The sequence below is a fragment of the Nonlabens sp. genome, from assembly GCF_965657255.1.
Lineage (GTDB): Bacteria > Bacteroidota > Bacteroidia > Flavobacteriales > Flavobacteriaceae > Nonlabens.
The window spans coordinates 181,928-202,255 of sequence record NZ_CBFHNM010000002.1 but is presented as its reverse complement, the minus strand read 5'-3'; the positions used below and the strand labels follow the sequence as shown (position 1 = coordinate 202,255).

Here is a 20,328-nt window from a genome sequence, read left to right as displayed (position 1 = left end):
AAAATAAAGTTTTAGTTAATATGGCTTAAAGTAAAGTAAAGTAAAGTAAAGTAAATATCCAACTTATGAAGCAAATTAATTTCAAACCTTTTAAAATGATGTCCTAGATTTTAGATGTAAAGTGGTTTAGTAGAACCTTAAATATCAAGATCAAAATTGAGGTATATCGATACAAACACTAGATGATATGAAAATTTCTTTATGTATTTTTGGGTAAAATAGATGGAAGAGTTTCCGCTTTCGCGAAAGCGGACTAAAAAAAACAAATGAAAAATACATATATAATCGACGGAGCAAGAACGCCCATAGGAAACTACAAAGGAACACTATCAAAAGTGCGTCCAGACGATCTAGCAGCACACGTAATCAAAACCTTAGTAGATAGAAACCCTAATATCCCAACAGATGCTTATGCAGACGTGATCATGGGCTGTGCCAACCAAGCTGGAGAGGATAATCGCAATGTAGCGCGCATGGCTGGATTACTTGCTGGCTTACCAGTTACAGTTCCTGGAGAAACGGTAAATAGATTGTGTAGTTCTGGATTGAGTGCTATTGTGCATGCACATAGAGCGATACAAACTGGTGATGGTGATGTCTTTATTTCTGGTGGAGTAGAGAACATGACTCGTGGACCACTGGTAATTGCAAAACCTAGTAGTGCTTTTGGTACTGACTCAAAGATGTATGATTCTAGTTTTGGATGGCGTTTTGTCAATCACAAAATGGCCGAAATGTACGGTGTAGATGGTATGGGAAACACAGCCGAAAATCTAGTAGAAAAATTTGGTATTTCTCGTGAAGATCAAGATGCATTTGCTGCCTGGTCGCAACAAAAAGCCACCACTTCACAACAATCTGGAAGACTGGCTAAGGAAATAGTAGCCGTGGAGATTCCGCAACGTAAAAAGGACCCTATCATCTTCAAAGATGACGAATTCATAAGACCAACAACTACAAAAGAAGTTCTAGCAAAACTGCGTCCAGCCTTTAAAAAAGAAGGTGGATCTGTAACTGCAGGGAATTCTAGTGGTTTAAATGATGGTGCTGCTGCAACGATTATTGCCAGCGAAGATGCAGTAAAGAAATACAACTTAAAACCTATTGCAAGAGTAGTAAGTAGCGCAGTAGTAGGCGTGGAGCCGCGCATTATGGGAATAGGTCCAGTTACAGCGAGTAATAAAGCATTAGAAAAGGCAGGTTTAACGCTAGCAGATATGGATGTGATTGAATTGAATGAGGCTTTTGCGTCACAAGCTCTTGCTTGTACTAGAACATGGGGACTTGCAGATGATGATTCACGTGTAAATCCTAATGGTGGCTCTATCGCCATAGGACATCCTCTAGGTGTAACAGGAACTAGATTAGCTTACAGTGCGGCGTTAGAACTTCAATTGACTAATAAAAAATTTGCACTTATAACTATGTGTGTAGGAGTAGGACAAGGCTATGCGATGGTGATTGAGAGTTGTTAGTTTAAATTCTTTTTCATATTTCTAACAATTCTTTGATAGTTAAATAAAGATTAATTTATAGCCTAATTATATTTATGATTAGTAATATAAAATAAGTTTGTTTTCAAATTTAAACGGCTTATCTATGAAACGATTTTTTTTTCTTTTTCTTTCTGTTTTTTCTATTACAGGCTTAAATGCTCAAGTTTCTAATGATAGCATTGCGCAAGACTTTAGTAATTTCCTTAAAATACCAGAGGCCAATATTTATCTTCATTTAAATAGATCTGTATTGATGCAAGGTGAGGATTTAGGTTTTACGGCTTATGTCTTTGATCATAAAAATCAAACCCCATCACTAGATGTGAAAAACTTGTATTGTCAAGTTTTAGACCATGAGGGAATAATAATAAAAGAGCAAATGCTATTGATTCAAAATGGTAAAGCAAATGGAAAATTTACTTTAGACGAGCAAATTCCAGCAGGTAATTATACCATTAGAAGTTTTACCAATTGGATGAAAAATTTTAAATCTCCACATTATTTTGAGACTGCTATAAAAGTAATTGACGAATCTGGTCCTATAGATGGAAGTGAAAAGGATAGTTCAAAATTCGATATAGCTCATATTCTACCAGAAGGTGGTCACTTAGTTGAAAATGTGTTAACCACAGTAGGGCTTAAAATAGAAAGTTCACAAGAGCTTAAAGGTAAGTACGCCATGGTTATTATAGATGGTGTGTCTAGAAATAGAGTGCTGTTAGATGAAAACGGTATGGGAAGATTTACCATACAACCTAAAATAAATAATTCCTTCGAAGTATATCTAGAGGGTTCTGAAATTTTGTTAAAAACAAAACTTCCAAACTATGAGGATCGAGGGATCGTCATGTCATGCAATCAATCAAGTGATAAAGTATTTATAGAGATAAGAACTAATCAAAAAACTCTTGATCAATTAGATTCAAAGAAACTAACTGTTTTAATAAATAGTAATAAAGGTCTAAATATATATGATCTTAATATTACAGATGTAAGTAGTTTATTAACCTTTTCGAGTACAGATTTTGCTCCTGGTGTAAATCAGATTTCATTACTGACAGAAGATGAAAAAGTGATTTCAAAAAGATTGTTTTTTAATTTTGAAGGGTTTTCAATCGAAAACTCAAATGCTGTATTCGCATCCAAAAAATTGGATAGCGTGGAAACTTCTATAGAATTTGATTCGTTTAAAAACGCTCAGCTTAGTGTTTCTGTACATACAGTAAATAGTCTAGCCATAGATCGATCACAAAGTATTGCTGCAGAGTTTAAGTTGTATCCTTATCTATATGGGAAAGTTAAGGATCCATTGTATTATCTTAAAGGAATAGATAAAAAGAAGCGTTATGAAATGGATAATTTAATGTTGTGCATGGGCTGGGAAATGTACGATTGGGATTTTGTTTTCAAAAAGAGAAAGATTTTTAATAACGCCTTTGAGTCAGGCTTATTAGTAAAAGCAAATGTGAAAAGCACAAAAACTGGTCGTTATATGATTTATCCTTCATCAAATTTAGGAACTAGTTTTGTGGAATTAGGCAAGGGTGATGAATATTTTTCTTTTGAAAATTATTTTCCGTATACTAAAGAAGATTTTAAAATCAGTGAAGTGGATAAAAATGGTAAGCCTAGTAAACCTCGTTTATCGGTTCAATTTTTCCCAAAGGAAATTCCAAATTTTGTTTCAACTAAAGATGTAAAACCTATTGAAGTTAAAAAAGAGATTAATGATATAGAATTTAAACCATTTTTAGATTCGTCTCAAACTTTAGATACAATTGTCCTGCAGGTAAAGGCCGACCAAAAACGACAAAGAAAAATAACCAATACTGCAAAAGGTAGAGTAGACTTTTTTACAGATGAAGATCGTAGAAAAGAAGTAAGTATGTTTCAGTATCTACGCAGAGAAGGTTTAAGGGTAGAAAGGCAAAATACATCGTTAAGGATATATAGTACATCAAGGCGAACTAGTCAGGATTATGATGTTACCATAATAATTGACGATGTAGTATATAGAGACCCCAGTGTATTGGAAGGTTTTTCAATGGCAGATGTAGATTACATTGAAATTGACCTCAGTACAATGACAAGGGTTTTGTCAGTAGTAGGTCAAGGTCAAGGAGGTGTCGTTAAAATTAAAACAAATCCTTTACTCAATCCCTTTTCAAAAAAATCAACTAAGTTGAGTACTTTCGATCCTCCGTTAACTTTTTCGGCTCCTGTTGATTTCTTTAGTCCTTCATATTATAGCTATTCCGATGATTTTTTTGATAAGTTTGGCGTGATTGATTGGCAAGGAGATTTAGAGGTAATCGATGGAAAAACATTTTTTACAATGCCTTATTTAGGTAAGAATAAATTACTGCTTCATATTCAAGGGTTTACGGAAAATGGAGAGTTAATTGATGAGTTCAAAGAATTGATTGTCAATTAAGCTTTTGATTATCTAATTAATGAATAAAATTCTTGGTATTACTTCTTAAACTTCAATTTTATTAATCAAGACCGGTTAAAGATATTAGATCTCAAAATTGATAGTCATAAAAACTTAGAGAATCTATATGCTAATTTTTTAATTGATAGATGAATACAGAGAAGTTAAAGTCGAAAGCAGCAACGTTAAATTTTAATATACTTTGATTATCTTCAACTAACAACCGTTAGTCTTTTCAGCTACTTTTCGTATTTTCGTAGGAACATATCGATTTTGCTTTCGCGAAAGCGAGATTACCATAAACTTTCACGCAATAATATGATCCTAGAAAGCTATATAAACGGCCAGTGGCAAGCTGGTGAAGAGAAGTCCACAAAAAATATGTACGACGCCATTACTGGCGAAGTCATAGGCCTAACCAGTACAGAAGGTTTAGATATTGCTAGCGCACTGCAATACGGTCGCGATCATGGTAAGGTGTTACGAGACATGACCTTCCAGCAACGTGGTAACATGATTAAGAAACTAGCGCTGTATCTCAATAAGCATAAAGCAAAATTCTATGACATCAGTTATAAAACTGGTGCTACACGAGCAGATAGTTGGGTAGATATAGAAGGTGGTTTTGGTAATTTGTTTGCAAATGCTAGTTTACGTAAACTCTTTCCAGATCAAAGCTATGCTGTAGAAGGCGATCCTATAGACTTATCTCGTGGTGGTCGTTTTATGGCGCACCACATTCTCGTACCACGTAAAGGAGTTGCCGTACATATCAATGCTTTCAACTTTCCAGTTTGGGGAATGTTAGAAAAATGTGCGGTGAACTGGATGGCAGGTATGCCAGCAGTAGTGTTGCCAGCGCCGCAAACAGCCTTTCTTACAGAAGCTGTCGTACGCGAAATCATAGATTCAGGCATTTTACCAGAAGGCGCTTTGCAATTATTAAGCGGACTTACCACTAGCATTCTAGATACGGTGAACTCGCAAGATGTCGTGACCTTTACGGGTAGCGCACATACAGGAAGAAAATTAAAAGCGCATCCACGATTGCTAGAAGAATCCGTGCCATTTACTATGGAAGCAGATTCTCTAAACTCATCCGTTTTAGGACCAGATGCGGTTCCTGGAACAGCCGAGTTTGATATTTTTATTAAAGAAGTTCGTAAAGAAATGACTAGTAAAGCTGGTCAAAAATGTACCGCAATACGTCGTATTCTAGTGCCTGAAAACCTAATGGAAGATGTGCAAATTGCTCTTGGAAAACAACTTGCTAGAACCGTGATAGGTGATCCATTATTGAGAGAAACACGCATGGGCGCATTGATTAACAATGATCAAAAAGAAACCACCATTTCTCAAATCAATAAAATAGCCAAAACTGCAAATCTGGTTTATGGTAACCTAGATGAGGTAGAGATTCATGGTGATCGCGCACAGCAAGGTGCATTCATGTCGCCTATCTTGATGCGAGAAGATCAGCCATTTAAAAACACTGCCGTTCACGAGATTGAGTGTTTTGGTCCGGTCAGTACCTTGATGCCATATAAAAATATAGATGAAGCTATAGAACTTGCTCACATGGGTAAAGGTTCCCTAGTGAGCAGTGTGGTTACTGGTGATGACGCTTTCGCGAAAGCGTACACCATAAACGCCGCATCGTCACACGGTAGGATATTGACCTTAAATAAAGATAGCGCACCACAATCTACCGGTCACGGCTCACCATTACCGCTGTTGATTCACGGTGGACCAGGACGTGCTGGTGGTGGCGAGGAAATGGGTGGACTGCGAGGAATTAAGCACTACATGCAACGATGCGCCGTGCAAGGAAGTCCGACATCATTAACAGAAATCACCGGAATTTACCAGCCTAATTCAGATTACAAAAAGACGGAACATCATCCGTTTTCATACCATTACGAGGATATCAAACCTGGAATGAGTCTGGAAACGCACAAACGCACATTAACCGATACTGATATTCAGAATTTTGCAAATCTTACTTGGGATCATTTCTATGCGCATACAGATATTACCAGTCTGGATGGAAGTATTTTTAAGAAACGTACCGCTCACGGTTACTTCATCATTAGTGCGGCCGCAGGATTATTTGTGTATCCTAATAAAGGACCAGTAAGTGCAAATTATGGGCTAGAAGACATCCGTTTTTTACGACCACTGTATCATAATGACACGATTTATGTACGATTGACTTGTAAAGAAAAACGCGAACGTGACGTCGCTGGTCGTGAGCATCCATCTGGAATTGTAAAATGGTATGTAGAAGTTTTTGATGCTGAGCCTGTAGACTATGAAAACGGCAAGACGGATGAAGAAGCAACATCACTAGTTGCCGTTGCTACCATTCTTACCATGGTAGAGAAAAAACAAACCGTTTTTCCAGAGATTACTGAGGATTATATCCGTTCCGCTTTCGCGAAATTAAACGCTGACGCGACACCTCAATGGGGAACTATGACACCACAACACATGGTAGAACATTTAGAAATGAGTTACCGTATTGCTGCTGGCCAGAAACAAGATTTTGAAGTTGCTACACCAGAGAAATACCTGGATAAAGTTGCAGCAACCTTGTGGAATTACGATAAAATGCCACAAAACCACAAAATGCCACTTATGAAAGATGGTGAGCTAGAAGATTTAAAACATGAAGATCTAGAAACTGCAAAAGCTAAAATGTTAGAAGCTAGAAAAGAATACCTAGAGTACTTTAAAAAGAACCCAAAAGCAACTACAAAGAATGCTGTTTTTGGAGAGTTGAGTAAGTATGAATGGACGTTGCTGGAGCGGAAGCATTTGACGCATCACTTTGAGCAGTTCCAAATTTCCGCGTAGGCGGAAATCTTTAAGTACAATCGTAATGCTTCTTGAAACCTAATATCCACAACAGTGAAAACGTACTACGTTTATATAATGTCCAGTAAAAACAACAGGATACTATATGTTGGAGCGACAGATGACATAAAACGTAGAACACATGAGCACAAAACTAAGAAGTATAAAACATCGTTTTCTGCCAGATATAATGTGGATTGGTTGGTTTATTATGAACAACTCGATGGAACTTGGGAAGAAGCGCATAAAAGAGAAAAACAAATTAAGAAATGGAATCGTGCATGGAAAATGCGATTGATTCAAGAACAAAATGAAGACTGGTTGGATTTGAGTGAAGACTGGGATTTAGATATATATGTATAATGATTGAGAATAAAATTTAAAGACTTCCGCTTAATCCTCATGCAGATGGGGACGCGGTACTAATATAGATTTGAAATACTAATTAAAAGATCTCCTCCTGCGCGGAGAATTATAGCCATGACACAACCCTACGTAAAAACAACCACAGAAAATCAAATACAAACCATAGAATTCTTCCATCCAGCGCACAACTCGCTGCCAGGAGATATTCTTGCACAACTCGCTCAAGCGATTACTGATGCTGGAACTGATGATGCAACTAAAGTGATCATCCTTAAATCTGGTGGAGAACGCACTTTTTGTGCAGGAGCTAGTTTTAAAGAACTGATTGCTATAGACGATGAAAAAACTGGCGAAGTATTCTTCTCCGGATTTGCAAATGTGATCAATGCGATGCGCAAGTGCCCTAAATTCATTATAGGTCGCGTACAAGGTAAAACAGTCGGCGGTGGCGTAGGTGTTGCTGCGGCGACGGATTATTGTTTTGCTACAAAATTTGCTAGTATCAAGTTAAGTGAGCTCAACATAGGTATTGGGCCATTTGTAGTAGGTCCAGCGGTAGAACGCAAACTAGGACTTACTGGAATGAGTCAGATTGCCATTAACGCAAACGAATTCTATACACCAGAATGGGCAAAAGACAATGGTCTTTTTGCTGAGGTTTATGAATCCACAGTAGAAATGGACGCAGGTATTCAAGCATTTGCAGAAAATCTATGCACTTATAATCCAGACGCCATGGCAGAGATGAAGAAGATGTTTTGGACCGGTTGCGAGAATTGGGATCAATTACTCTTTGAACGAGCAAAGATTTCAGGAAGATTAGTGTTGAGTGATTTTACTAAAGAGACGTTGAAAAGGTTTAAATAGGAATGAGGTATGTGGGATGAGGAATGAGATTTTGAATAATACAACATGAAAAGTGATTACCATTTTAAGTTTGAAGATTTATTAGTCTATAAAAAAGCAATGGATTTTGCTGAATTAGTTGATGAGATTACAAAAGGTTTCCCTCAAAGAGAATTATATGCTTTAAGTTCTCAATATAGAAGAGCATCTGATTCCATCGGTCTAAACATAGCCGAAGGCTATCTAGGAAGCGACGCACAGTTTGTCAAGCATATCAATCATACAATTTATAGTTCCAACGAATGTGTAAGTGCAAATGAAAAAGCAAGAAGACGAGGTTATGTCAATTTTGAACAAAGTGAAGAAGTGCGAAAACAAGTCACAACAATTCAGAAAATGTTGACAAGTTTGAGAGGTAAAATTCTATTAAGAATGAAGAAAAAATAATTTTACCACATACCACATACCACATACCACATACCACATACCACATACCACATACCACATACCACATACCACATACCACATACCACATACCACATACCACATACCACATACCACATGCCCATCTACTCCTTCAAATCCCACATTCCAGTAATCCACAAGTCCAGTTTCGTCCATTCACAGGCAACGGTAATAGGTAATGTAATCATTGGTAAAAACTGCTACGTTGGACCTAGTGCTGTAATCCGTGGCGATTGGGGCGAGATTATACTAGAAGATGGCGTAAACGTTCAGGAGAATTGTACCGTTCACATGTTTCCAGGGAAAAGTATTACTCTTAAAACTGGTGCACACGTAGGTCATGGAGCAATTATTCATGGAGCCAATCTAGGTCGCAATTGTATGATAGGAATGAATAGTGTCGTTATGGATGATGCAACTATCGGTGATGAATGTATTGTAGGCGCTATGGCATTCGTAAAAGCCGAAGCTGTTTTTGAACCACGATCGCTAATCGTAGGCAATCCAGCTAAAAAAATCAAAGAAGTCTCTGACCAGATGATTGCCTGGAAAACCGCTGGAACAAAATTGTACCAGCAACTTCCCGCAGACTGTCATGAAACGATGAAAGAAGTACAACCACTCAGAGAAATTCCACAAAACCGACCGGTGCAAGAGGATTTTTATAAAACCTTGAATGAGATAAAAGGACAATAGTTTAGTAGTTTTTAGTTTGCTTTCGCGAAAGCAGAATTACAACAAACTTTTTATTACTAACAACTGTTAGTTTTGTATTTTTATACCATGGCAAAGACTATGGATTTTTTACTCCCAAAAATGGGAGAATCAATTACAGAAGGAACAATACTTAACTGGCTCGTTCAAGAAGGAGAAACTTTTGAAGAAGGTGATATTCTTGTAGAAGTAGGTACCGATAAAGTAGATAATGAAGTGCCAGCACCAGCGGCAGGGATTATGTCTAAGCATTTATTTACTGCTGGCGACGTCGTAGAAATAGGAAGCGCTATTGCGACTTTTGAAGAAACTGAAGGAGCAGCTGTAAAAAAAGAACAGTCGAGTAATATTAAACAATTGAAGATTGTGAATTCGAGTTCGAGTTCAAATTCAAGTTCACAACGTGCTGTCAGTTCGAGCGCAGTCGAGAACAGTTTAAAAACGCAAAATCCTGTTCGATCAAATTTATCTTCGAGTTCAGTTTCAAGTTCATTCGTCAATCAAAATCTTTTCGTAAGTCCATTAATAGACGCTATCGCACGCAAGAATCACATGTCTTATGAGGAGTTGGCACGCATACCTGCCACTGGTCATGAAGGGAGATTGCGCAAAAGTGATGTGATTAATTATATCAATGAAGGCAGACCTTTTCAATTTGCACAAGCAGTAAGTAATGAGCCAGATCCTACGGCATACCGTATTCCACAACTTAAACTGGATAAAGGAACTGGTACGATTATTAAAATGGATCGTATGCGCTCTATGATTGCAGATCATATGGTGTATTCTAAACATACCAGTCCACACGTGACAGCTTATGTGGAGGCAGACCTTACTGATTTAGTAAATTGGCGTAATAAAAACAAAGCTCCATTTCAAGAAAAATATGGCGAGCGTTTAACCTTTACACCATTATTTGTAGATGCAGTAGCTAGAGCAATAAAGGAATATCCTAATATTAATGCTAGTGTAGATGGTAATAATATTATCGTAAAAGAAAATATTAATGTAGGTATGGCAACGGCACTACCATCAGGGAATTTAATTGTCCCGGTAGTTAAAAATGCAGACCAAAAATCCTTAGAACAAATCGCTGCTGATGTCAATCGTATGGCAAACCTAGCAAGAGAAAACAAGTTAGGTGGTGACGATATAAAAGGAGGAACTTTTACCATATCAAATGTGGGAACTTTTGGTTCACTTATGGGAACACCTATTATCAATCAGCCAGAGGTAGCTATTCTTGCAACAGGAATTATTAAAAAACGTGCTGAGGTGATGACTCGTGATGGAGAAGATAGCATTGAGATAAGAAGTATGATGATGCTATCGCTATCTTTTGATCATAGAGTAGTAGATGGGTTTTTAGGAGGTAGTTTTTTAAAGCAAGTGGCTGATAATTTATCTGAAATTCCTGCGCACGCAGGAATCTCTGACTAAAATACACTGAAAATTGAGTTCAACACCTACATACTACTGTTACATGATGACAAACAAAAAGTGTGGTGTTTTGTACATAGGCTATTCTAATGACATTGAATCTAGAGTGATTGAACATAAAACTAAGGTGAATCGTAAATCTTTTACAGCCAGATATAATTGTAATAAATTAGTATATCTAGAAAAACACAATTCAAAGGAAGATGCTGAAAAAAGAGAGTCTCAATTAAAGAAATGGAAGAGAGTTTGGAAAATTGAATTGATTGAAACTATTAATCCAGAATGGATGGACATAGCGATTAATTGGAACGAATCCAATCATCTTACTTTAAAGAGTAAACGAGTTAAAGCTACTTTGGATTTTCATAGAAATGCCAAGGCAATATCAGATAATAAGAACAGTTATGAGTAAGAATCAAGCAGATTCCCACTTTTGTAGGAATTTAGAGAAAGCATACAAAAACCTAACTACTGCCAAAGCCATGGCAGAGCTCTACGAAGAGAACTTTAAAACAGTTTCTAAGTATGTGCATGCCACCAGTCGTGGTCATGAGGTGATTCAGACGGCACTAGGAATGCAATTGTTGCCACAAGATTATGCATTTCCATATTACCGTGATGATGCGATGTTACTTGCTATAGGGATGAAACCTTATGATCTCATGTTGCAATTACTGGCCAAAAAAGATGATCCTTTTTCTGGAGGACGTACCTATTACTCGCATCCATCATTGAATGATATCGATAAGCCTAAAATTCCACATCAGTCCAGTGCTACTGGTATGCAGGCCATTCCTGCTACTGGAGTCGCATTGGGATTCCATTACCGTGAGAGTTTAACTAGCAAGCAACGTGAGGCAATCGATTCAAGTTCAAATTCGAGTTCAAGTTCAGATTCAATAGTCGTTTGTTCCCTAGGAGATGCATCTGTAACTGAAGGAGAAATTGCCGAGGCTTTTCAAATGGCAGCGTTGAAACAATTACCTATTCTCTATTTAGTGCAGGATAACGGTTGGGATATCAGCGCAAATGCTGCTGAAACTCGTGCCCAAAATGCTGCTGAGTATGCTGCAGGTTTTCATGGAATAGAAGCTATTTCTATCGATGGGACCGATTTTGAAGAAAGTTACAACACCTTAAATGAGGTGATTGAAAAAATAAGAACAAAGCGCAGACCATTTTTAGTCCACGCTAAAGTACCATTGTTAAACCACCATACTAGTGGTGTAAGAATGGAGTTTTATCGCGATGATTTAGAAGAGGCAAGGACTCGTGATCCATATCCGCGTATGAGACAATTATTACTTGATAATGGATTTAGTGAGCAGGATGTGGATGGTTATGACGCTTTCGCGAAAGCGGAAGTAGCACAAGCATTACAAGATGCCATGAACATGCCCGATCCAGAACCAGCAGATTTGTTCACACATGATTTTGCACCAACACCAATTACCGAAGAAAAAGGAGAGCGATCTCCAGAAGGAGCAGAAAAAGTGGTGATGGTAGATTGTGCCTTATTTGCAATCGAGGAATTAATGCGTAAACATCCAGAATGCTTGTTGTATGGACAAGATGTAGGAGGTAGATTAGGCGGTGTTTTTAGAGAAGCAGCAACGCTGGCACAAAAATTTGGTGATAACAGAGTGTTCAATACGCCTATTCAAGAAGCATTTATAGTAGGAAGTACGGTAGGAATGAGCGCCGTAGGTTTAAAACCGATTGTAGAAGTTCAGTTTGCAGACTACATCTGGCCAGGACTGAACCAGTTGTTTACAGAGGTGTCACGTTCCTGTTATTTAAGTAATGGAAAATGGCCGGTTTCTATGATATTGCGTGTGCCCATAGGTGCTTATGGTAGCGGTGGACCTTATCACTCCAGTTCTATGGAAAGTGTGGTGTCTAACATCAGAGGTTTAAAGATTGCTTACCCATCTAATGGTGCAGATTTAAAAGGATTGATGAAAGCAGCTTATTATGATCCTAATCCAGTGGTGATTTTTGAACATAAAGGTTTGTACTGGAGTAAAGTAAAAGGAACCAAAGGAGCAACAAGCATCGAGCCATCAGAGGATTATGTATTGCCTTTTGGTAAAGCATGGGTTTTACAAGAAATCTGGAAAAAAGAGGAAGAAGAGACGTTATCCATCATTACATACGGAATGGGCGTGCACTGGGCAATGAATGCGACAGAGCAATTAGGTGTGCAGGATAGAGTAGAAGTAGTGGATTTAAGAACGTTGCATCCGCTGGATTATGAAACCGTTTTTACCAGTGTAAAAAAATGTGGAAAATGTCTGGTAGTGACTGAAGAACCTAGTGATAATAGTTTCTCTCGTGCTTTACAGGGACGCATTCAAGAAGAATGTTTTAAATACATCGATGCGCCAGTAATGGTCATAGGTTCTGAAAACATGCCTGCGATTCCATTAAATTCTGTTCTTGAAGAAACAATGATTCCTACTACGGAGAAGGTGAAGGTGAAGATTGAGGAGCTATTGAATTATTAAATATCAAGAATTTTTTAGTTCTTATCGTATTGATAATTTTTGCCTCTTGTGCAAAAAAGAATTATCAATATTTACAATCATCAACTTATGAAATAAAGCAAGGAGATACTCTATATTCATTTAAAGAAGAAGCTATTCAAGGGAAGTGGCTTGCTAATTATATGAGAGACAAGAGATATATTATTTACAAAGATGGTTATGAGTTGAATAAAGAAAACAACTTTACTAAAAATGAGAATTATAAATACTTTTTGAAAAAAGATAGTATTTTCTATTTGAAGCAAAACAACGTTTATTCTGGGAAGTTGATATTTCAAACCTTCAACGAACTTAAAATTAATTGGGGTGCTTCAGAAACCATATCGTATTACAGACCAAGAATTAGAGTTAAAAATAGCTTTTTATAAAATTCACCCATTACAATTATGAAAGTAACTTTAGAAAGAAAAAATACAGAATACCTACTTGAAGCAAAAGGAGTTTCTGGTAATACCGTAATGGTAGATCATAGTGGTATGGAAACGGTACAAGGTGTAAGTCCCATGGAACTATTACTTATGGGCGTAGGTTCTTGTAGTGCTATTGATATTATTCATATTCTTAAAAAACAACGTCAAGAAATTACCAGCTATAAAGTAGAAGTAGATGGAGAACGTTACCTACTAGATGATTCTATGCCATTCAATTCAATGCATGTTAAAGTAATTCTTGAAGGTGAAATAGATGATCAAAAGGCGCAAAAAGCAGCCGATTTAAGTTTTGAAAAATATTGCTCTGTTTCTAAAAGTTTTGATAAACAAGTAAAAATAAGTTGGGAAGTTATCGTTAAATAAAGCTTTTTTAATCTGCCTAAAGTATTAGTTAGTTTATTTAAATAATAATACTAAATTACTCTTTATTAGTATATTTACGGTCTAACATTTAACGTTTCTATGCGTATCATTTTTTTACTAGCGCTTTGTATGATTAGCATTGTAGCTTGTGATTCTGTAAATTCATCTGACAAGAACTATTATTTCTATCACTGGAAAACTTCATATCAACCTACTAAAATTTCTAAAGAATTAATTTCTCAAGGTGGCGCCTCAAAGGAATATGTTCGATTTTTTGATTTAGTTATCAATCAGCAGGCAGATAAAGTTTTTCCGGTAGCAACGGTACAGTTTGATCAAAACGTGGTGTTCACAGCGCAAGAAATTGTACCAGTAATTTATATACGCAATGAAGTATTTTTGCATAAAGATGGAAGTGAGGAAAATTTAAAAAAGCTTGCAAAAAACACTGCTGATAAAATCAAGCGCATTCAAAACAAGCACTTGATAGGAAAAGCTGCTGTTAAGCAAATCCAGTTAGATTGTGATTGGACGGCTAGTACACGTGATCGTTTTTTCCAATTTTTGGAAGAATTAAAGATTCAGTTACCTGGTTATTTTTTAAGTTCTACTTTAAGATTGCATCAAGTCAAATTTAAAGAACGAACAGGTGTGCCGCCAGTAGATCGAGTTGTTTTGATGGCTTATAATGTAGGCGATTTAGGTAATGTAAAAGAAACCAACTCCATTATTAGTAACGATTTGACATCTCAGTATTTGAAAAAATTGTCTGATTATCCTTTACCTTTTGATGTTGCGTTGCCACTTTTTGAATGGGGTGTTTTGTATCGCGATGGAGAATTGAAAGGAATTCTTAAAGATGTGACTCCTGATTTGTTAAGTTCCGCTTTCGCGAAAGCGGAAAAAGAAAATTTTTATATCGCAACATCTGACTCTTACGTGAATGGAGTTTTTGTGTACTCTGATGATGTATTAAGACTTGAAACGATTACTAAAAGCAAACTGGAGGAACTGGCGTCCATGATCAAGGATGCTTCAAAATCAAACCTGGAGTACGAAACCATATTTTATCATATAAATTCACCATTAACTAATCAATTTTCTCATGAAGAACTTTCGTCTTTTGCTAAGTAGAATCTGGTTGATGCTTTTGCCAGTAATTGCTTTTGGAAGTACGGTTTCTTCAAATGGTGCGTTTTGTGGATGGGATCCATCTTGGGATGATTTTTATTACCCTATCATTGATCAATATTCATTAGTTAATAATGAATATCATGCGTTTTTAAACTGCCCTAATACACCTTTTTGTGATACGATAAGTAGTGATAGTCCTTCCAGTAATTTGCAGGAATGGTTTGTTTACTTAAACGGTGAGTTTACCAAAGAAGAATTAGTAGATCTTATTTTTAAAAGACCTGTGGAATGGTTGTTAGGTGAAGAAGGTTTTGAAAAGTACGATGACGATTTAGGTAAGCGGTTTAATAAACCAAAGTATCATTTTTTCAAGGAATACCTCATTCTTGCAAAGCAAACTCAAAATACATCCAGTGATAGTTCAAGTGGCATAGGTTGGTATCAAGGTGAGTCATATGATTATGAGTATCAACAACGATCTGTGGATAAAAGAGAACTGTTATCTAGAGCACTAGAGCTAGTAGCCATGGCACCAGATGATTTCATGAAGAATCGTGCAGGTTTTCAAGCGGTAAAAATGGCGCATTATTTACAAGAAAATGAAGCTGCTATTAGATATTTTAATACAATTCTCAAAAAAGAATCTTCTAATAATTACATTTATTATAGAGCTATGGAAGAAATGGCTGGTGCTGCATATAATGAGAATCTTCAAACACTTGCTGCAAATTCTTATCTAGAAGTATACAAGCAGTTACCAGATAGACGTAACACTTGTGCGATTAGCTTGCGATTTTTAAATTGGGAATTATTAGAAAATAATAAAGAATTTCTAACTGCCCAGAAAAATAGCGACATCAAAAGTTTCTTCAAAACATTTCATGGTAGAGGTGATGCTATAAGAGAAATGGAACATATAGCTGAGTTCAATGTAAATTCAGCTTATCTAGAGGTACTTGCTGTACGATATCTAGATCAAATGCAAGCTGCTATTTTTGAGCACAATGCATACGGCTATTACGAGGACGCAGAAATTGATGAAAAGTATCCTAAGAAACTTCAGCTTTTTGCAAAGGGACTACTTAATAATACAAAGCTTAAAAATAAAGATTTATGGTCGCTGGTTGTAACAACCACGCACTTATATTTAAAAGAGAATACAACAGCTTTAAACTACATTACCACTTTAAATCCTCAACAGAAAAACCTTAAGCATTTTAAAAGACTTAAAGAAGCTGTTGTTTTTATGGATATCAAGTATTTAGATAGAATAAGGATCAATCAAAGTTATGAACGTATTTCTAGTGATGTAGATTTAAAAACGCATCAACCTACAGTAGCGGCATTTTTTAATCATATTAGTGCCTTGTATAAAGAAGCAAATAATCCCATCGTTAGTGTTTTAGCTTCTATTAATTATGATGCCTATTCAAATAAGGATTCTTATGATTGGAATATGGTTGGAAAGTTTCATGGTGATAGCTGGGAATATAATTCTAAATATTTTTACTTAAATGAACAGTACATCAATAGTTTTGATGCTTTTGTAAGTCTTAAAAATCCAACTTTATTTGAAAAAACAATTTTAAAACGAATGAAAACTGCTCCAAAGGATTATGTTCATGATTTAAGAGGTACCTACTATTTAAGAACAGATCAGTTGGAAAAAGCAATGCAAGAATTTATAAAAGTAAAGACTCCTGAGGTCTTTTGGGAAAATGGATTGAGAACAGAACTGTTTTCAGCATCTATTAAAGAATGGATGAATATAACATTTGCTGATATTTCAAATGATTTTCATATTAAATATGAGGAAGTTCTGGGTGAGAATGTAATTATTGCAGATTCTAGTATGGAAAGAGAAGCCTATCGAGATAATAAAATAAAACTTACCGAGGTACTTACAAGATTAAAGCAATTAGCAGAAAGAGATAAAAACAATACAGCTGATTATTACTATATGATGGGTAACGCCTGGTACAATATGAGTCACCTAGGTTGGTTTATGAACAATAGTTTTTATATCACTAATGACCAACGCAATTCGGTAATTGGTTCAAAATATGGTGATGTTGAATTAACAATTGAATCTGACCATAGTTTTATTCTAGAACAGGCAAATGCGTATCTTTTGAAAGGCTTAGCGTCTGAAAAAGGTTCAAAAGAAACTAATGCTGCCATTTTATTTATGCTTGCAAAAACCAATAGCTGCGTTAATGAAGGTTACAATTCAGATACTAATAACGTCACATTTCAACTTTGCGATGATCATCAAGAGTATTTTGACCTGCTAGAACAAGAATATCTAGATACAGAATATGCTCAAAATGTTTTAAAAGAGTGTAGTTGGTTCAGCAATTACGTTAGGTATAAAAACTAGAAAACCTCATCTTTTCTAATTAAGATGAGGTTATAGATATTTCAAATTTGCCATCTAATTTTTAGGCATAGGTGGGAACTGTTTTAAAATCTCTTTTACAATTTCATTAGTTCTCTCTACTTTTTTCTCTGGAGTAGACTTTAAAGGTGCTGTACCAACTCCTTGCCAGATTAATTCTTTATTCTTTGCGTCGATAAGGTCTATGTATAACACGCCTTCTGTAGTGCGGCTTACATTATTATTGAAACCACCGCCCCAAAAGCCGCCGCCCCAGCCCCAGCCCCAGCCGCCGCCCCAACCCCAGCCCATGTTGTTGAAAACATCAACACGTTCTTTGGAGTCAGTAAAAATACTTACCATAATATCTGGATTGCTGGATTTAGAAAAGCCCTTAGCTTTCATTTCACTATCGATAGCTCTAAGAATACGTTTCTTGTCTAATTCAGAAACTTCTGCTTCGTCTATTCCCGCTTTAAAATAAGCATAGGTTTTGTAATTGTTAAAATCTGTTCCTAAAGCATAATCTTGAGAAACACGCACTGTTTTACAGCTTACCAAGAAGGTTACCACTGCAAGTAGAGTAAATACTTTTTTCATAGCTATTATTTTTTATATGGCTGCTTTCTCTAATGCAGTAATCTACTACTATATTTTTGAAAACAGATTAAAGATTATTTATCAAATCATCACTTACTTCATTAGGGATAGTGACTTTTAAAGAAGGATTTGTTTCCATGGCTCTTTTAATTGCAAATACGGCATTTTCATTTCTCGCCCAGTTTCTACGAGCAATACCATTATTTACATCCCAAAAAAGCATAGATGCCAACTTATTTTCTGATTCTTTACTACCATCAATTACCATTCCAAAACCACCATTCATAACCTCGCCCCAACCAACGCCACCACCATTGTGAATAGAAACCCATGTAGCACCTCTAAAACTATCTCCTATTACATTTTGAATAGCCATGTCTGCGGTGAAGCGTGAACCATCATAAATATTAGAAGTTTCTCTGTATGGACTGTCTGTTCCTGACACATCGTGATGATCACGTCCTAAAACAATTGGTCCTATTTCTCCTGCTGAAATTGCTCTATTGAAAGCTCTTGCGATTTCTATTCTTCCTTCAGAATCTGCATATAGGATTCTAGCTTGTGATCCTACAACGAGTTTATTTTCTTGCGCACCTTTGATCCACTTAATGTTATCCTGCATTTGCTGCTGGATGCGTTCTGGTGCGTCTTTTGATAATCGTTCTAAAACACCAGTTGCGATTTGATCAGTTTTCTTAAGATCTTCTGGATTATTTGATGCACAAACCCATCTAAACGGTCCAAAACCATAATCAAAACACATAGGTCCCATAATGTCTTGAACGTAAGAAGGATACCTAAACTCCTTATCAATCCCAGAAATATCAGCGTCAGCACGACTAGATTCTAGTAAGAAAGCATTACCATAATCAAAGAAATAGGTTCCTTTTGCTGTATGTTTATTGATAGCTTCTACGTGACGTCTTAATGAATGCTGAACCTCTTTTTTAAAACGTTTAGGATCATTACTCATCATCTCATTTGCTTCATCAAATGTAAGATCTACAGGGTAATAACCACCTGCCCAAGGATTGTGTAAGCTAGTTTGATCACTACCTATAGCAACATGAATATTTGCTTGATACAGAGCTTCCCAAACATGAACAATATTTCCTTCGTAAGCTATTGAAACAGTTTCTTGATTCTTTTGCGCTTTTTGAACTCTTGCGATAAGATCATGAGTGTTTTTAATCACAATATCTACCCAACCTTGAGAATGTCTGGTTTGTACAGCTTTAGGGTTCATTTCTGCACAAATCGTTATGCAACCTGCTATGTTTCCAGCTTTGGGTTGCGCACCACTCATGCCACCAAGGCCTGAGGTTACAAAAATGTTACCAGTAGGCGATTTTTTTATTTTTCTAAATGCGTTTAAAACAGTAATCGTTGTTCCATGAACGATTCCTTGCGGTCCTATATACATGTAAGAACCTGCGGTCATCTGACCATATTGCGTCACGCCTAAAGCATTAAATTTCTCCCAATCATCTGGTTGTGAATAATTAGGGATCATCATTCCATTTGTGACTACACAACGAGGCGCTAGTTTATGAGAAGGGAACAAGCCCATAGGATGACCAGAATACATGACTAGTGTTTGCTCATCAGTCATCTCGCTCAGATATTTCATGGTCAGTAAATATTGTGCCCAATTTGAGAAAACACCACCATTACCACCGTAAGTAATCAACTCATGAGGATGTTGTGCTACTGCATGGTCCAGGTTGTTTTGAATCATTAACATAATCCCTGCTGCTTGTTGGGATTGTGCAGGATAATCACTAATATTTCTAGCCTTTATTTCATAATCTGGCATAAATCGGTACATATAAATACGACCGTAAGTATCCAGTTCTTCTTTAAATTCTGGCAATAAAACTTCATGATGTTTCACATCAAAATATCGCAAAGCATTACGTAAGGCAAGCTTTTCTTCTTCAGGGCTTAGAATTTTCTTACGTTTAGGAGCATGATTTACAGCGGTATCATATTGATGTGCAGGAGGCAAATCGTTAGGGATTCCTTGTTGTATGCTTTCGCGAAAGCGTTGTAACGAACTATCTAAACTCATAAAAATCTAATTTTGGCTGTTTTTTTTCTTATCATAACCATATGGACAGTGACGGCAACCGCTCTCACAACAATATCCTCGCTTAAGATGATATTGCTCTGTAAAACAGCGGTATCCTTGTGGTGTCAAATAATAATCACCTTCTTCTACAGGTACAATTTTTTTCATGCCATAAAAATACGACAGATA

17 protein-coding genes are annotated in these 20,328 nt (G+C 36.5%); 14 read left to right on the top strand and 3 right to left on the bottom strand.

All coding sequences use genetic code 11. The annotated features are described in order from the left end of the window. The first annotated feature begins 266 nt into the window (after positions 1-266). The 14 genes from ACTF54_RS03385 (at position 267) to ACTF54_RS03320 (ending at position 17,471) form a co-directional block, all read left to right on the top strand. Positions 267-1,475, top strand: coding sequence for an acetyl-CoA C-acyltransferase (locus ACTF54_RS03385; protein ID WP_438968759.1), 1,209 nt, complete (start codon positions 267-269; stop codon positions 1,473-1,475). 124 nt (positions 1,476-1,599) lie between these two features. Beyond that, positions 1,600-3,930, top strand: a complete 2,331-nt coding sequence (locus ACTF54_RS03380; RefSeq protein WP_347195550.1) for a hypothetical protein — start codon at positions 1,600-1,602, stop codon at positions 3,928-3,930. Positions 3,931-4,248: 318 nt separating this feature from the next. Further along, positions 4,249-6,786, top strand: a complete 2,538-nt coding sequence (paaZ, locus tag ACTF54_RS03375; protein ID WP_347195551.1) for a phenylacetic acid degradation bifunctional protein PaaZ — start codon at positions 4,249-4,251, stop codon at positions 6,784-6,786. A gap of 54 nt (positions 6,787-6,840) precedes the next feature. Next, entirely contained in the window at positions 6,841-7,149 is a 309-nt protein-coding gene (locus ACTF54_RS03370; RefSeq protein WP_347195552.1) for a GIY-YIG nuclease family protein, read from the top strand. A gap of 117 nt (positions 7,150-7,266) precedes the next feature. Beyond that, positions 7,267-8,019, top strand: a complete 753-nt coding sequence (locus ACTF54_RS03365) for an enoyl-CoA hydratase/isomerase family protein (protein ID WP_347195553.1) — start codon at positions 7,267-7,269, stop codon at positions 8,017-8,019. Between the two features lie 45 nt (positions 8,020-8,064). Then, positions 8,065-8,445, top strand: a complete 381-nt coding sequence (locus tag ACTF54_RS03360; RefSeq protein ID WP_438968758.1) for a four helix bundle protein — start codon at positions 8,065-8,067, stop codon at positions 8,443-8,445. 114 nt (positions 8,446-8,559) lie between these two features. Then, the gene (locus ACTF54_RS03355) at positions 8,560-9,159 is read left to right on the top strand and encodes an acyltransferase (RefSeq protein ID WP_347195555.1); all 600 of its coding nucleotides are present in this window, start codon (positions 8,560-8,562) and stop codon (positions 9,157-9,159) included. 99 nt (positions 9,160-9,258) lie between these two features. Beyond that, positions 9,259-10,617, top strand: a complete 1,359-nt coding sequence (locus ACTF54_RS03350; protein ID WP_438968757.1) for a dihydrolipoamide acetyltransferase family protein — start codon at positions 9,259-9,261, stop codon at positions 10,615-10,617. 43 nt (positions 10,618-10,660) lie between these two features. After that, positions 10,661-11,029, top strand: a complete 369-nt coding sequence (locus ACTF54_RS03345; protein ID WP_347195557.1) for a GIY-YIG nuclease family protein — start codon at positions 10,661-10,663, stop codon at positions 11,027-11,029. After that, positions 11,022-13,124, top strand: coding sequence for an alpha-ketoacid dehydrogenase subunit alpha/beta (locus tag ACTF54_RS03340; RefSeq protein ID WP_438968756.1), 2,103 nt, complete (start codon positions 11,022-11,024; stop codon positions 13,122-13,124). Before ACTF54_RS03345 ends, ACTF54_RS03340 begins: the two co-directional genes overlap by 8 nt. Before the next feature lie 29 nt (positions 13,125-13,153). After that, positions 13,154-13,531 (top strand): hypothetical protein, encoded by a 378-nt coding sequence (locus tag ACTF54_RS03335; RefSeq protein ID WP_438968755.1) that lies wholly within the window; start codon positions 13,154-13,156, stop codon positions 13,529-13,531. 18 nt (positions 13,532-13,549) lie between these two features. Beyond that, on the top strand, positions 13,550-13,957 hold the full coding sequence (locus ACTF54_RS03330; RefSeq protein ID WP_347195560.1) for an OsmC family protein: 408 nt from the start codon (positions 13,550-13,552) through the stop codon (positions 13,955-13,957). A gap of 129 nt (positions 13,958-14,086) precedes the next feature. Next, positions 14,087-15,091, top strand: a complete 1,005-nt coding sequence (locus ACTF54_RS03325) for a hypothetical protein (protein WP_438968754.1) — start codon at positions 14,087-14,089, stop codon at positions 15,089-15,091. Then, positions 15,063-17,471, top strand: coding sequence for a hypothetical protein (locus tag ACTF54_RS03320; RefSeq protein WP_438968753.1), 2,409 nt, complete (start codon positions 15,063-15,065; stop codon positions 17,469-17,471). Before ACTF54_RS03325 ends, ACTF54_RS03320 begins: the two co-directional genes overlap by 29 nt. A 54-nt stretch (positions 17,472-17,525) precedes the next feature. Here the strand turns inward: ACTF54_RS03320 and ACTF54_RS03315 are convergent, their stop codons facing one another. The 3 genes from ACTF54_RS03315 to ACTF54_RS03305 form a co-directional block, all read right to left on the bottom strand. Further along, positions 17,526-18,068 (bottom strand): DUF4136 domain-containing protein, encoded by a 543-nt coding sequence (locus ACTF54_RS03315; RefSeq protein ID WP_438968752.1) that lies wholly within the window; start codon positions 18,066-18,068, stop codon positions 17,526-17,528. A 67-nt stretch (positions 18,069-18,135) separates the two neighbouring features. Further along, positions 18,136-20,139: a urocanate hydratase gene (locus tag ACTF54_RS03310; RefSeq protein ID WP_347195564.1), complete on the bottom strand. Its 2,004-nt coding sequence runs from the start codon at positions 20,137-20,139 to the stop codon at positions 18,136-18,138. 6 nt (positions 20,140-20,145) lie between these two features. Next, entirely contained in the window at positions 20,146-20,307 is a 162-nt protein-coding gene (locus ACTF54_RS03305) for a DUF5522 domain-containing protein (RefSeq protein WP_347195565.1), read from the bottom strand. Positions 20,308-20,328 lie beyond the last annotated feature (21 nt).

Coding starts and splice junctions, on each gene's coding strand:
- ACTF54_RS03385 (WP_438968759.1), top strand. CDS start 267: ATGAAAAATACATATATAATCGACGGAGCAAGAACGCCCATAGGAAAC.
- ACTF54_RS03380 (WP_347195550.1), top strand. CDS start 1,600: ATGAAACGATTTTTTTTTCTTTTTCTTTCTGTTTTTTCTATTACAGGC.
- paaZ (WP_347195551.1), top strand. CDS start 4,249: ATGATCCTAGAAAGCTATATAAACGGCCAGTGGCAAGCTGGTGAAGAG.
- ACTF54_RS03365 (WP_347195553.1), top strand. CDS start 7,267: ATGACACAACCCTACGTAAAAACAACCACAGAAAATCAAATACAAACC.
- ACTF54_RS03360 (WP_438968758.1), top strand. CDS start 8,065: ATGAAAAGTGATTACCATTTTAAGTTTGAAGATTTATTAGTCTATAAA.
- ACTF54_RS03355 (WP_347195555.1), top strand. CDS start 8,560: ATGCCCATCTACTCCTTCAAATCCCACATTCCAGTAATCCACAAGTCC.
- ACTF54_RS03350 (WP_438968757.1), top strand. CDS start 9,259: ATGGATTTTTTACTCCCAAAAATGGGAGAATCAATTACAGAAGGAACA.
- ACTF54_RS03345 (WP_347195557.1), top strand. CDS start 10,661: ATGATGACAAACAAAAAGTGTGGTGTTTTGTACATAGGCTATTCTAAT.
- ACTF54_RS03340 (WP_438968756.1), top strand. CDS start 11,022: ATGAGTAAGAATCAAGCAGATTCCCACTTTTGTAGGAATTTAGAGAAA.
- ACTF54_RS03330 (WP_347195560.1), top strand. CDS start 13,550: ATGAAAGTAACTTTAGAAAGAAAAAATACAGAATACCTACTTGAAGCA.
- ACTF54_RS03325 (WP_438968754.1), top strand. CDS start 14,087: ATGATTAGCATTGTAGCTTGTGATTCTGTAAATTCATCTGACAAGAAC.
- ACTF54_RS03320 (WP_438968753.1), top strand. CDS start 15,063: ATGAAGAACTTTCGTCTTTTGCTAAGTAGAATCTGGTTGATGCTTTTG.
- ACTF54_RS03315 (WP_438968752.1), bottom strand. CDS start 18,068: ATGAAAAAAGTATTTACTCTACTTGCAGTGGTAACCTTCTTGGTAAGC.
- ACTF54_RS03310 (WP_347195564.1), bottom strand. CDS start 20,139: ATGAGTTTAGATAGTTCGTTACAACGCTTTCGCGAAAGCATACAACAA.
- ACTF54_RS03305 (WP_347195565.1), bottom strand. CDS start 20,307: ATGAAAAAAATTGTACCTGTAGAAGAAGGTGATTATTATTTGACACCA.